The 13,820-nt window shown below is 31.2% G+C and carries 15 protein-coding genes; 9 read left to right on the forward strand and 6 right to left on the reverse strand.

All coding sequences use genetic code 11. The features are described 5' to 3' along the window. Nucleotides 1-100 precede the first annotated feature (100 nt). A complete protein-coding gene (locus tag OS191_RS06875) occupies nt 101-796 on the reverse strand; it encodes a class I SAM-dependent methyltransferase (RefSeq protein WP_267154985.1) in 696 nt (231 codons plus the stop codon). Nucleotides 797-941: 145 nt separating this feature from the next. Between OS191_RS06875 and OS191_RS06880 the strand changes: the two genes are divergently transcribed. The 4 genes from OS191_RS06880 (at nt 942) to OS191_RS06895 (ending at nt 3,796) form a co-directional block, all read left to right on the forward strand. Next, nucleotides 942-1,436 carry a YkgJ family cysteine cluster protein gene (locus OS191_RS06880; RefSeq protein WP_267154986.1) on the forward strand — a complete coding sequence of 165 codons (495 nt, stop codon included), beginning with the start codon at nt 942-944 and terminating at the stop codon, nt 1,434-1,436. Nucleotides 1,437-1,503: 67 nt separating this feature from the next. Further along, entirely contained in the window at nt 1,504-2,358 is an 855-nt protein-coding gene (locus OS191_RS06885) for a sterol desaturase family protein (protein WP_267154987.1), read from the forward strand. A gap of 65 nt (nt 2,359-2,423) precedes the next feature. Further along, on the forward strand, nt 2,424-2,783 hold the full coding sequence (locus tag OS191_RS06890) for a hypothetical protein (protein ID WP_267154988.1): 360 nt from the start codon (nt 2,424-2,426) through the stop codon (nt 2,781-2,783). A gap of 230 nt (nt 2,784-3,013) precedes the next feature. Continuing rightward, nucleotides 3,014-3,796: a hypothetical protein gene (locus OS191_RS06895; RefSeq protein ID WP_267154989.1), complete on the forward strand. Its 783-nt coding sequence runs from the start codon at nt 3,014-3,016 to the stop codon at nt 3,794-3,796. 3 nt (nt 3,797-3,799) lie between these two features. On the opposite strand, the gene OS191_RS06900 is transcribed toward OS191_RS06895, so the two are convergent. After that, nucleotides 3,800-5,068 (reverse strand): exo-beta-N-acetylmuramidase NamZ family protein, encoded by a 1,269-nt coding sequence (locus OS191_RS06900; protein WP_267154990.1) that lies wholly within the window; start codon nt 5,066-5,068, stop codon nt 3,800-3,802. Between OS191_RS06900 and OS191_RS06905 the strand changes: the two genes are divergently transcribed. Continuing rightward, a complete protein-coding gene (locus tag OS191_RS06905; protein WP_267154991.1) occupies nt 5,069-6,304 on the forward strand; it encodes an ABC transporter permease in 1,236 nt (411 codons plus the stop codon). It begins immediately after the preceding gene. 117 nt (nt 6,305-6,421) lie between these two features. Next, nucleotides 6,422-7,402, forward strand: coding sequence for a PLP-dependent cysteine synthase family protein (locus OS191_RS06910; protein WP_267154992.1), 981 nt, complete (start codon nt 6,422-6,424; stop codon nt 7,400-7,402). 113 nt (nt 7,403-7,515) lie between these two features. Here the strand turns inward: OS191_RS06910 and OS191_RS06915 are convergent, their stop codons facing one another. The 4 genes from OS191_RS06915 to egtB all read right to left on the reverse strand — a co-directional run bounded on the left by OS191_RS06915 (nt 7,516) and on the right by egtB (nt 10,907). Next, on the reverse strand, nt 7,516-7,938 hold the full coding sequence (locus tag OS191_RS06915) for a hypothetical protein (RefSeq protein ID WP_267154993.1): 423 nt from the start codon (nt 7,936-7,938) through the stop codon (nt 7,516-7,518). A gap of 194 nt (nt 7,939-8,132) precedes the next feature. Then, the gene (locus OS191_RS06920; RefSeq protein ID WP_267154994.1) at nt 8,133-8,801 is read right to left on the reverse strand and encodes an aspartate/glutamate racemase family protein; all 669 of its coding nucleotides are present in this window, start codon (nt 8,799-8,801) and stop codon (nt 8,133-8,135) included. Between the two features lie 4 nt (nt 8,802-8,805). After that, a complete protein-coding gene (locus tag OS191_RS06925) occupies nt 8,806-9,753 on the reverse strand; it encodes an L-histidine N(alpha)-methyltransferase (protein WP_267154995.1) in 948 nt (315 codons plus the stop codon). Between the two features lie 5 nt (nt 9,754-9,758). Continuing rightward, nucleotides 9,759-10,907: an ergothioneine biosynthesis protein EgtB gene (egtB, locus tag OS191_RS06930; RefSeq protein ID WP_267154996.1), complete on the reverse strand. Its 1,149-nt coding sequence runs from the start codon at nt 10,905-10,907 to the stop codon at nt 9,759-9,761. Between the two features lie 198 nt (nt 10,908-11,105). On the opposite strand from egtB, the gene OS191_RS06935 reads away from it, so the two are divergent. From OS191_RS06935 to OS191_RS06945, 3 genes are all read left to right on the forward strand, one after another. Then, complete coding sequence (locus OS191_RS06935; protein ID WP_267154997.1) at nt 11,106-12,380, forward strand: DUF2851 family protein; 1,275 nt, start codon at nt 11,106-11,108, stop codon at nt 12,378-12,380. Between the two features lie 110 nt (nt 12,381-12,490). Further along, nucleotides 12,491-12,718, forward strand: a complete 228-nt coding sequence (locus tag OS191_RS06940) for a PspC domain-containing protein (protein WP_267154998.1) — start codon at nt 12,491-12,493, stop codon at nt 12,716-12,718. A gap of 9 nt (nt 12,719-12,727) precedes the next feature. Then, nucleotides 12,728-13,747 carry a potassium channel family protein gene (locus OS191_RS06945; RefSeq protein WP_267154999.1) on the forward strand — a complete coding sequence of 340 codons (1,020 nt, stop codon included), beginning with the start codon at nt 12,728-12,730 and terminating at the stop codon, nt 13,745-13,747. The last annotated feature ends 73 nt before the right edge of the window (nt 13,748-13,820 follow it).

Consider the following 13,820-nt stretch of genomic DNA (forward strand, 5'->3'; position numbering starts at 1 on the left):
CGTATCTTTGTGTGTCTCTGTGCAACTCTGTGTAATGGTTATTTCGCTGACTTGTATGCCGACAGGTAGGGACGCGCAGAGGTTTACGGAGAAATTATTCTTAATAGAGTCTCGCCAAATAATCAAAATGGTCGCCGTCCATCACTTTTTCGCATTTCAATCCCACACTTTCGCAAGCAAATTCTAAGCTTTCAAAATCTAAATACAACCATTTCATTGGCGCTTCATCTTCATTCTTATAGCTTAAAAAATAATCTAATTCGCCGTAATAATTCGCATTGGTATCAATCCAGAGTCCGCCATCTTCATCTTCGTACATATATTTAATATCTGAAGAATCTATCAGAATCTGGCCTTTCGGATTTAAAAGCGATTTTAAATGTTTTAAATATCTGGCAACTTCAGAAAGTTCTTGAAAAATGCCCGTACCATTCATAAGTAATAAAATAGTATCGAAAGTTTCAGTTACATTTAAAATATCTTTTAGTTCAACCTTTAAAACACCCCGTTTTCTGGCAACTTCAATGGCGCCTTTAGAGATATCAATAGCTTTTACATCAAGCCCTTTTTCTTGTAAATACAAACTGTGACTTCCAGCACCACAACCAACGTCCAACACCTTTCCTTTAGACAGTTTTAAGGCTTTTTGCTCTAGTTTGGGCATTTCTTTAAAGTCTCTAAAAAGATAGGGAAGAGCTAGTTCGTCTTCGTCCGAAATATTGGTAGAAGTTATTATATCTTCTGTGTAGTTATCGTTTTGATAATCTAATAAGGCTTTTCCAAATAGGTCTTTCAAGGGTTTTTGTTTGTGTTATGTTGAACAATACTGAAATAAAAATATATTTTTAATGAAAGTACCTCGAGAAACGAGTCGAAACATCTTTTTTAAATTTTAGATTCTTCGCTTCGCTCTAAATAACAAGTTTCATTACTTTTGTATTATGCAAGAATTTATTAAAATACTTCCTAAACTCGCCAAAGATAAGCATAAGGAAAATAAAACCTTCTTTGCTAAGCTTAAAAAGAAGCCTCCAAAACAATTAGATTATATCATGCAAGAACTGCATGACGAAGAGTTTAAGAAAACAGATTGTTTGGATTGTGCCAACTGCTGTAAAACTACAGGTCCTTTGTTTACAGATAAAGATATTGTAAGAATATCGAAACATTTTAAAATGAAGCAACAGCAATTTATAGATGCTTATTTACGTGTGGATGAAGACAAAGATTTTGTGCTACAGTCTGTGCCTTGTACCTTTCTTGGAGCAGATAATTATTGTTCCATTTATGATGTAAGACCAAAAGCTTGCAGTGAATTCCCACATACCGACCGGAAAAAGTTTCAGCAAATATCCAATTTAACTCTTAAAAACGTCGCCATTTGTCCGGCTGCTTATAATATTGTTGAAGAAATGAAAAAACGAATTAAACTGTAGTTTGAATTCTTAAATTGTAAAATTGAAATTTTAATAATTTTAGTATATTTAGTCAAAATTATTACTCTTGGAAACTATTTTTAATTATTTCGAGACCATTCCAACACTTCATAGAGCATTACTTCTAGCTGGAGGAATTACCTTATTTTGGATCATGGAAGGGGCTTTACCATTGTTTAAATTTTCATATAAAAAATGGAAACACGCTTGGCCCAACTTCTTTTTTACAACCACAACCATTATAATTAATTTTGGTCTGGCATTTTTGTTATTATTCTCAGCAGATTGGGTAGAAGCAAATAACTTCGGAATTATAAACTGGTTACCAGAAATGCCTCTATGGCTTTATGCTGGTTTAGGTGTTTTATTATTAGATTTTTTTGGGGCATATTTAGCACATTATGTCGAGCATAAAGTAAAACCTTTATGGATGATTCATATTGTTCACCATACAGATCATTATGTGGATACAACTACCGGAAATAGACATCATCCATTAGAAAGTGTTATTCGTTTCGCTTTTACTTTATTGGGCGTGTTTATTGTTGGAACTCCAATTGCCGTTGTGTTTATGTATCAATCGCTATCGGTAGTTTTTACGCAACTAACACATGCCAATATAAAAATGCCTAAAAAGCTGGATAAATTAATGAGTTACTTCTTTGTGTCTCCAGACATGCATAAGATCCATCATCATTACGTATTGCCATATACGGATTCTAATTATGGAAATATCTTTTCTATTTGGGACCGGATTTTTGGAACTTATATGGAGTTTGATAGAGAGAAATTAGTTTATGGCGTGGATGTATTTCCAGATGAAATTAAAAATGGTCAAATAAAAGAATTACTAAAACAACCATTTACAAACTACGAAGAATCTACTGTTATTCCAGAAAAGGAAATTCTTAAAAAAATATAACCACAGACAAATTTTAGCGTTTATTATAACGCATTTTGCACATCTAATAATTTTAAGAACTGTTTTTGAAATCACTTTTATTAACTTTTTATTTGGTCGTTTTTACTAGTTCCGTTTTTTCGCAAACTGCTTTTGCTAAAATAGAGAAGAACAGAAATTTAACAGCCAATAGTTTGTTTCACGAACTAAATGCTACTAAAGACAGTTTATTGCTAAAAAGTAATATGAAAATATCTCATGTATATTCGATAAATTCAGAATATAAAAGAGAAATAGATGTGTATTTAAATGATACTAATTTACAGATCCCACTTACTAATTTATCCCAAGGAAAACATGTTATGGTTGTTAATCTAACGCCCAAAAAAATAATCTTTGTTATACATTTTTTTGGTTCTTTTTCTATGGCTTCAATAGATGATTAGAATCATAATTTTACCCGAAATCTTCAACAAAACATAAAACGCTAATCGTTTAAATGCCTAAAATTTAGATGTTTAGTTCTTAAATATACAACTTGTCTAACTTTGTGTGAGACTTGTCGAATATGTAATTTGATTATGGTTTCTATATTCATATTGTTTTATTTTTGATTTGTTCAACAAAGAATTGATTGTAGCAAAAAAAGAATTTGTTAAACAAAATTACATACATCATGAAGACCCTAAATTTCAAAATGTTTATGTTAATAGTTGTAGCGTATTTTAATACATCCTATAGTCAGGATGTTGTTTATTCTGCAATTTTTAAAAATGTAAATAAAACAGCCGAAAGTTTAAATCACTTTATAAATACTTCAGGAGATACACTTTATCTTAAAAGTCAGTTCGATCTTAATAAGATTGAAGTTATTGGAACTTCCGGATTAAAGGAGTATGCTATCAACGATATTACAAAAGAAATTAGAATTCCTTTAAGCGATTTACCTGTAGGCGATTATACCTTTGCTGTTGTTCATACAGAAGGACGAGACGATACATACATTTACAGAAAAACCATAGTTTTTAAGATTTCTAGATTATTACCTATAGATTCTAATTTGATGAAAGGCATAAATCCGCTAAGATCTAATAATGATTTAGCCATTGGAAATATTCCCATTTTGGATTTAAGCGAAAACAAGATTATTAAGGATTTTCCAAAACCTATTGGCTTAGCTAGTAATGATGAGGTACAGTCAATAAGTTTAGATTCTAAAAGTATGACAGCTATATCTGATGCAGAAAATTCCGAATCTTTAGCGTCTATTGAAAATAAAGAAGTTTTAGATGCCAAACATTTAAGAACTAGAAAAATTGATAACATCCTAGAGCGTACTAAACCAGCATATTATAAAGCATATAATCTTACAGATATTCGTTCTGGAAACCATAATATTCAGTCCAGAGCAGATTATAGACGTAACAATTTAAGGCCAAACGGGAAGCCTTACGATTAGTATTTACTTATAAATTAAATATTTAACACTTATTTTTCTATAGTTTTCTAAATCTTTTTGCCAACTAGCTTTAATGTCTTTTTCGCTTAATCCAGCTTCAATTTGCTGTTGTAGTTTGGCTGTACCAGCATGTTTGGTAAAGTTAGCTGTATTAAAAACTTTGCTTTTATCTGTAGCATTCTTATAAGCTTTCATTATCCACTGTAACGATACTTCATTCTGTAAATTGTCGTTTTGTAAATCTTCCCCATAGCAAAGCACATCTTTATGTTTTGGGTTTTTAGCACCAAAATTTTCTTTTGGGGTATAACTAAACGAGAAAACATTATTATTTAAAAAGGGAGCACCGTAGCGTTGAAACTGAAATTCAGTTCCACGTCCAGCATTAATATCAGTCCCTTCAAAAAGTCCGAGACTTGGATATAATTTTATAGCCTGATCATTAGGTAAGTTTGGTGATGGTCTTATAGGAACACTATAAAAAGTGTCATGGGTATAATTCTTAACGGGAATAACAGTAATATTACATTGTGCTTTATTTTCTAACCACTTTTCACCATTTAACATCTTCGCAAATTCACCAATTGTCAATCCATGTACTAAAGGAATAGGGTGCATCCCTAGAAAACTCTTGTTTTCAATTTCTAAGGTTGGCCCATCAATATAGTGTCCGTTGGGGTTGGGTCTGTCTAAAATCAGTAAAGGAATATTGGCCTCTGCGCAAGTTTCCATCATATAATGTAATGTTGAGATATAGGTGTAAAACCGAACGCCAACATCTTGAATATCGAAAATCATGATATCAATATCTTTTACAGCTTCCAGAGACGGCTTTTTATTTTTTCCATAAAGCGAAATTATAGATAAGCCTGTTTTTGTGTCTTTTCCATGTGCTACTAATTCACCAGCATCAGCTTTTCCTCGAAAACCATGTTCTGGCGAATACACTTTTTTAATATCTACATTCAAAGTTATTAAAGAATCTACCAAATGTGTGTTTTTAGTATGATCTGTGTTTTTAAAAATAACACTGGTTTGATTTGCAACAATTCCAACCCGTTTTCCTTTTAATAAGGGAAGATATTTTTCGGTCTGATTGGCTGCAACAATTATATTTTTATCCTTGTGTGGATCTTGAGATTTAGCAATTACATGAGTAGAAGATTGAACTTGGCTTTCGCTTTTGTTTTTAGAAAAGTTTCCACATGAAATGCCTATTAAAACAAATAATAAAACTGTATTTTTGACATGTATAAATTTTAATTGCATCATTTGAAATTCGAATATTTTATAGCAAAACGTATTATTGATAGTAAAGCGTATAAAAGTAGTGTTTCGGCACCAATAATAAAAATTGGTATTGCTGCAATTGCTATAGGAATTGTTGTGATGATGATTGCTATAGCTACTGGAATAGGACTTCAACAAAAAATTCGAGAAAAAGTTGTGGCATTTAATGGCGAAATAACTATTTCTAATTTCGATAGTAATAATTCTCAGGAAAGTGTTAATCCTGTTTCCATGAATCAAGATTTTTATCCAGAATTTAAATCGGTTGAAGGTGTGGAACATATTCAAGCAGTAGCCACTAAATTTGGTATAATTAGAACCGAAACAGATTTTGAAGCTATTATCCTAAAAGGGGTTAGAGCAGATTTTAAATGGAGCTATTTTCAAGACTTTTTAGTAGAAGGAAGACTTCCAGATTATACAAAAGAACGTAACGAAGAAGTGTTAATTTCTGAATATTTAGCAAATAGATTAGGTTTTAAAGTTGGTGATAGTTTCCAAATGTACTTTATGAAAGAAGACACAAACAAATCGCCTTTTATTAGAAAGTTTGATGTGGTTGGAATCTATAATTCAGGCTTTAAAGATTTTGATGAAACCTATGTGCTTGGAGATTTACGTCATTTACAACGTCTTAATAAATGGGAAGACAATCAAGCTGGACATTTCGAGGTTTTTGTAACCGATTATAACAAGCTTAACTTTATTTATAACGAGGTGTATAATAACACCCCGCCTTTGTTAAATGTAACAACGGTTGAACAAAAATTTGGCTCTATTTTCGAATGGATTAAAATTTTTGTTAAAAATATTTATGGCATTATTGGAATCATGATTTTAGTTGCAGGCATCAATATGATAACGGCCTTATTGGTTTTAGTCTTGGAGCGTACACAAATGATAGGGATTCTTAAAGCACTTGGTTCAAACAATTGGGCGATTAGAAAAATATTTTTATACAATGCGTCCTACTTAATTGGTTTAGGATTAATTTGGGGAAATATCATAGGCTTAGGCTTACTGTTTGCTCAAAAATACTTGGGTCTATTTCCATTAAATCCAGATGTGTATTACGTAACTGAAGCTCCTGTGTATATAAGTTTAGGTTATATTTTAGCATTGAATATTGGAACTTTTGTGCTGTGTTTGGTCATGTTATTATTGCCATCTTATATTATAACTAAAATTTCACCAGTTAAAGCCATTCGTTTCGAGTAACATTATATACTAGCTTCATTTTTGCTACTTTAATATAATTTCTATTTACTAAAACTTCATTAAAATTATTCGTTTGTTCATAGCAAAAACTTACATTTGCACCTGAAAATTAACAGAATGAATTACGCAAAGAACATCTTAGATACCATTGGAAATACGCCATTGGTTAAAATGAATAAACTTACTGAAGATTTACCATGTTTGGTATTGGCAAAATACGAAACTTTTAATCCTGGAAACTCTGTAAAAGACAGAATGGCTTTAACCATGATTGAAGATGCTGAAGCAGATGGACGCTTAAAGCCGGGTGGAACTATCATTGAGGGAACTTCTGGAAATACAGGAATGGGCTTAGCCCTAGCTGCTGTTGTTAAAGGTTACAAATGTATTTTTGTTATGGCAGACAAGCAGAGTAAGGAAAAAGTAGATATGCTTAAAGCTGTTGGAGCAGAGGTTATTGTTTGCCCTACAGATGTAGAACCTACAGATCCACGTTCTTATTATTCTGTATCTAAACGTTTGGGAGAAGAAACACCAAACTCTTGGTATGTGAACCAATATGATAATTTAAGCAATACAAAAGCGCATTACAAAAGTACAGGTCCAGAAATTTGGAAACAAACAGAAGGGAAAATTACGCATTTTGTGGTTGGAGTTGGAACAGGAGGAACTATTTCAGGAGTTGGAAAATATCTAAAAGAACAAAACCCGAATGTGAAAGTTTGGGGAATTGACACCTATGGTTCTGTATTTAAAAAATATCATGAAACAGGAATTTTCGATGAAAATGAAATCTATCCTTATGTAACCGAAGGTATTGGAGAAGATATTTTACCAAAGAATGTAGACTTCGATATTATTGATGGATTCACTAAAGTAACCGATAAAGACGCAGCAGTTTATACTCAAAAATTAGCCAAGGAAGAAGGCATGTTTTTAGGGAACTCTGCTGGAGCAGCTATAAAAGGCTTGTTGCAATTAAAAGAGCATTTTACAAAAGACGATGTGGTGGTGGTTCTATTCCACGATCATGGTAGTAGATATGTTGGTAAAATGTTTAATGACGAGTGGATGAAGAAAATGGGTTATATTGACTAACTGTCATTCAGAAGGAGTGAAACGACTGAAGAATCTCAATACAATATAAAAAAAACCTGAGCCATATGCTCAGGTTTTTTTATGTCACTGTAATACTTGTTAAGCAAAAAATATTATTTATTTAATGGTGCACCAACTGGAATAGCGCAATCATGACCTGGTTGTCCATGAGCTGGATTCATACCTTGAGCAGCCTTAACAGGCGATGAGCTTCCTGGATTTACCATAGGAGAAGAACTTCCAGGGTTTACCATGGGTGATGAATTGTTTTTACTGTTTAATGGTGCTCCAACAGGAATAGCACAATCGTGACCCGGTTGTCCGTGAGCTGGATTCATGCCTGTAGCTGCCTTGGCAGGAGTTGGAGTAATAGAACCATTATCAGAATTACTTTCTGGTGTATTATTTACCTGTTTTGCCGGTTCTTCTTTGGTAACAGTCTGATCTGTATCAGTGTTTGATTTCTTAGAATTAGATTGTTCGCATCCGGAAAATAAAAATACACCGAATAATAAAACTGCTAAATATGTCTTCATAGATTTAAGGTTTATGCGCTGTTATAACCAAATTCTAGTTAATAACGGCTGATTGTTTAAAGGTGCGAATATATGAAATTATTAACTTTCTTCCATGTTAACCGATGATTACTATTTTAAACTATTAGCTTTCTGTCTTATTTATTAAACATTAAATGGTAAGCTTTAAATAATTTGATTCTATGACAAGAATATCAATTTTTATGAAGTTTTAAAGCTTTTTCCACTTGAAGATATGTCATGTCTAAAACGTCTATAGAGCTTTTTAAAATTGATAACTCTGTACAAGCAATCAAAACAAGAGTATTTTGGCTATATTTTTTCAGCAATATATTAAAGACTTCTATTTCTGAAGGTGTTTCAGAATTCGAATAGATTTTCGTTCTTAAATTATCAATAAATTCCATGTCTTTTTTTGAAGGTGAAGTTACCTCAATACCTTCCTTGGCTAAGTAATTTGAAATATATGTAGAAGTCATTGTATATTTTGATCCAAAAACAACTACCTGCTTTTTATTGTTTTCCTTTAAATAATTAAGGCTTAAAGCTAGTGGATGAAGAATAGTTAAAGAAATTTTTAGCTTATCTAGAGCTTCATGCAACGTGATATTTGGAATTAAAAGATGACTTATTGGAAGTTTTTCGATCTGTTTAATATACTCTGATAATCTTGGAAGTAGCTTATCGAAATTATCAGGTAAATATGGATTGATTTGATTAAAGTCTGTGTTATAAAGTATAAAAGGAAAGGTGTTATATTCTCTCTGTGTGTTGTTAAACGTCTTGTTTAATGCATCAATATAAAACAAGGTGCTTCTATTGCCCAAGCCTAAAATTCCTAAAGTATTTTTAGTTTTGGGCATGTTTTTAGGTTTTAATTATAATATAATCTGCAAAATAGGCTTTGGAATCTAATAGTTTTGTGACAATTTTTAGCTGACTGTTTTCTAAAATGCTATTTAAAACAGTATCGTTATATTTTCTTGAAATTTCGGTGTGGATCTTTTCTGCCTTCTTAAAATGAAATGTTTTGTTTAAAGCGCCAATAAATACATCTTGATCTTTATTGCTAACAATATAGCTTCTGGCAATGCCTTCTTTTTCTATGTATTCCGGTTGATGTGAAAAGTCTTCTATACTAAAATTAGCATCCAGTTCTTTATTGATTCTGTTTAATAAATTTAAATTGAAAGTTTTGGTAACACCTGTCTTATCATTGTATGCTGGTAAAACAATGTCTTTGGATTTTATTAAATCGACACCCAATAAAATTCTATCGTTTGTATTTAAAGATTTGCTTAAACTTAAAGTGAAATTTTTGGCTCGTTCGTCTTCCATGTTCCCAATATTAGAACCTAGAAACAGAACAACTTTTGGGTGCTTAGAAGTTTTTAAACTGTCAAGAACACTAAAATAATCCCCTTGTTTTTTTGTGACTTTTAAGTCTGGCAATTCATTATTTAAGTTGGCTTCTAAGTTGTTGAGGGCGTTTATGGAAATGTCTATTGGCAGATACTCAAACTTGAAATTTTCTGATAGTAAGACCTTAAGAAGTTCTTTGGTTTTTGTACCATCTCCAGCACCTAATTCTATTAACTCAAAATAGGTGTCAGGTTTTATGCCTAAAGATGAAATGATATTTTTAGTTTGATTTTTAAAAATATCAAATTCAGCTTTTGTTAAATAGTATTCTGGGAGATTCATTATTTTTACAAATAAGGCATCTCCAATTTTATCGTAGAAATATTTTGAAGGTAAGGTTTTTGATAACTTGCTAAGACCTTCATTTATATCATTTTTAAATTTTGTGTTCATAGAGATTATTTAGCTAATCGTATTCCTGAAAATTGCCATTGAGTACTAGGGGAAAAGAAGTTTCTATAGGTGTTTCTACTATGATTTTTAGCTGTTGCTAAAGACGCACCTCGAAGCACCATGAGATTTACCATAAACTTCCCATTGTATTCCCCAACAGCTCCTTTTGCAATTTTAAAATTTGGGTATGGTAGGTAAGCAGAGTTGGTCCACTCCCAAACAGAACCCCAATCCAATTGCCTTGAGGCTATTTCCCATTCAAATTCTGTTGGTAATCTATATCCTGCCCAGAAAGCATAAGCAGCTGCCTCGTAATAAGAAATATGAGTTAAAATGGCTTTAGGGTCTACAGTTTGCAAACCAGATAAGGTATATTGATGCCAAACACCATCAATTAATTTCCAATATAAGGGACTTTTAATTTTGTTTTCTTTTAACCAATGCCAGGCATCGTCCAGCCAATATTTTACTTGTTCATATCCATTGTCGTTTATAAATTTTATATAATCGGCATTTGTAACTAAAGCTTTAGAAATTTTAAACGGTTCTAAAAATACTCTGTGTTTTCCATGCTCATTATCATAACAAAAATCAGTTCCATCATGGCCTATATTATAAGCCCCTTCGGGTATTTCTATCCAGCCGTTACTTTTGTTTTGTGCATGGATATAATTTGTTTTTGAATACTTTGGATAAATTGGGTTACAGGAAAAAGTGTACTTTAAATCTGTTATTAGTAATTCTTGATGTTGTTGTTCGTGATTGATGCCTAAGATGGTAAGCACCTCTATCTCTTTGGATAAATTAGACTGTAGAAGGGCTGTCATGTTTTTATCCACATAAGCGCGATATTCATAAATGTTATCTATAGAAGGTCTAGTTATTAATCCGCGATTTTTCCTTTCTAAACGTTCGCCAATACTATTATAATAACTATTAAATAGGAAACTATAAGAATTATCAAAAACCTGATAGTTTTTAGAATGTGTTTTTAAAATCATTTCTTCAAAAAACCATGAAGTATGTGCCAAATGCCATTTTGGAGGACTTGCAAATTCAGCAGATTGCGGTGTGTAATCTTCTGTTTGTAAAGGCTTACAAAGTTCTTTGCTTTGGTTTCTTATAGATTGAAAATATGATAAGATGTTTTGCATAAACTATAAATATAATAACTATAATATGAATTGTTGTTTAGAATAAGAAAATTTTAATATTCAACCTTAATGTAAGTCTCAATAGTTTTGAATACCTTACTCTTAATATTTGGAATAAAAAATACGTAAGTTATTTTTAACTTATCTAAGCATATTAGTGACAGTAAAACATATTGGATAATTCACTATTTTTAGATTATGCAAGAAGACTTTATACATTATATCTGGCAACATAAAAAAATGGCTGTAATTAATCTTAAAACTACACAGCATGAAGGTTTAGAAATTGTTTCAGTTGGACAACACAATTCTAATTCTGGACCAGATTTTTTTAATGCCCAACTTAAAATTGCAGATCAGCTTTGGGCAGGAAATGTAGAGATTCATATAAAGTCTAGTGATTGGTTTGTACACAATCACGAAACAGATAAAGCATATGATAATGTAATATTACACGTAGTTTGGGACCACGATACCGAAATATTCAGAAAGGATAATTCCATTATTCCAACTCTGGAATTGAAGGAGTTTGTAGATAAAAAAGTATTACATAATTACAATAAATTACTTTCTTCTAAAAACAAATGGATTAATTGCGAAGCAGATTTTGCAGAAGTTGATAATTTTATTATTGACAGTTGGTTAGAGCGTTTATATATTGAAAGATTGGAAAGGAAGTCTCAAATAATTGAAGCTTTATTATTGGATTCTAAAAATAACTGGGAAGCTGTTTTATTTAAAATGTTAGCCAAAAACTTTGGATTAAAAGTAAATGGCGATGCTTTTTTTAGCATAGCAAGTAGTATTGATTATGCTAACATTAGAAAACTACAAACCAACCAAATAGCTTTAGAAGCTTTGTTTTTTGGTCAAGCAGGTTTATTAGTCGAAGATATTCAGGAGCCTTATTTTTTAGAGCTGCTAAATGAGTACCAGTTTTTAAAACAAAAATTTCAATTAAGTAATAACGAGGTAATACCTATTCAGTTTTTTAGATTGAGACCTCAAAATTTTCCTACCATTCGTCTATCTCAATTAGCAACTCTCTACGGTAAACAAACAAATTTATTCTCTAAAATAATTGAAATTAAGTCTCAAAAAGAACTTTATAACTTATTTCAAGTGTCAACTTCATCTTTTTGGGAGTTGCATTATACGTTTGGAAAAGAATCTAAACCATCATCTAAAAAAATTGCTAAATCGTTTATAGATTTGTTATTGATTAATACAATCATTCCAATAAAGTTTGCTTATGCAAGATACCAAGGAAGAGATATTAACGACGAACTTTTGGAGTTAATTCAACAAATACCATCGGAGAAAAATAATATTATATCGGCTTTTAATAGTTTAAAGAAAGTGTCACATTCGGCATTACAATCTCAAGCTCTTATTCAGCTTAAAACAGAATATTGCGATAAAAATAAATGTGTCCAATGCGCAATAGGAAATGCGTTAATAATTAAAGAGTGAATATTATAACTCTTGAAAGATATTTTTGAGTTTTAACTAATTGCTAATTACCTAGAAAGAGGAAAATATTTTTTTTCAATTTTATAATTTTTTTATATTTAAATTGCAACATGAATTTATTTTACAGGATTTTACTTTACTTTCAAAAACATGGCTATTATGTTTGTCAGCGAATTGCAGATAGACTTGGTATTAGAGCTAGGGTTGTAAGAACATCATTTTTGTACTTAACTTTCGTAACCCTTGGTTTTGGTTTTGCTTTATATCTTTTTATTGCTTTTTGGATGCATATTAAAGATTTGCTTTATACAAAGCGCTCATCGGTATTCGATTTATAAAAACATAATATGAATAACCCCTTAATTAAACTTTTAAAATCTAAAATATATACAGCTATTTTACTTCTCACAACCCTTTTAAGTGCAGGAGTAATTGGGTTTAAAGTGTTATCTCAGCTTACTTGGATTGACGCACTTTATATGACCGTAATTACCATTACAACAGTTGGTTTTGGTGAAGTACAACCTTTAGATGATGGCTCTAAATTGTTTACGGTTATTTTAATTTTAACCAGTGTAGTTATTGTTGGTTATGCTATTAGTGTTATAACAGAATATATTTTAAGTAAGAATAATTTTGAAGGATTAAAACAAAGAAAGATGCAAAAAAAGATTGATAACCTCAAAGATCATATTATCGTTTGTGGATATGGTAGGAATGGGAAACAAGCTGCTACCAAGTTAATAGCATACGAAAAACCTTTTGTAATTATTGAAAAAAATAAAGAAATAGCCGAGAAATATCAAAGTGAATTGGTGCCTTTTGTTATAGGAAACGCCAATGAAGACGAAACCCTTTTGAAAGCAGGAATTGTACGAGCAAATACATTAATTTCAGCGTTGCCAAACGATGCAGATAACTTATTTGTAGTGCTTTCTTCAAGACAAATAAATAATAAATTAAATATTATTAGTCGTGCTTCTCAAGAAACATCATACAAAAAATTAAAACTAGCAGGAGCAAATAACGTGATACTTCCAGATAAAATAGGGGGAGATCATATGGCTTCTTTAGTTGTGGTTCCAGGCTTGTTGGAGTTTATTGATAATTTGTCCATAGTTGGAAAATCGAATATTAATATTGAAGAAATTTCTGTTGAACAACTTTACGACACTATGGAAATTAAGACTATAAGAGATTTAGATCTTAGAAAACAAACAGGTTGTAGTATTATAGGTTTTAAAGACGCAAAAGGCGAGTATTTAATAAATCCCGACGCAGAAATAGAGTTGGTACCTAATTCAAAAATTATTGTTTTAGGAAGACCAGAACAAATTCAAAAGTTAAATTCTTTGTACAATATCTAATTTTAATAGCTTGGTTGAGCGTTAAATTAAAGTTGAAACTTTAAAAAATCATTTTTTTTTAGCATCTTGCTAC

The organism is Xanthomarina sp. F2636L (assembly GCF_026410195.1).
Lineage (GTDB): Bacteria > Bacteroidota > Bacteroidia > Flavobacteriales > Flavobacteriaceae > Xanthomarina.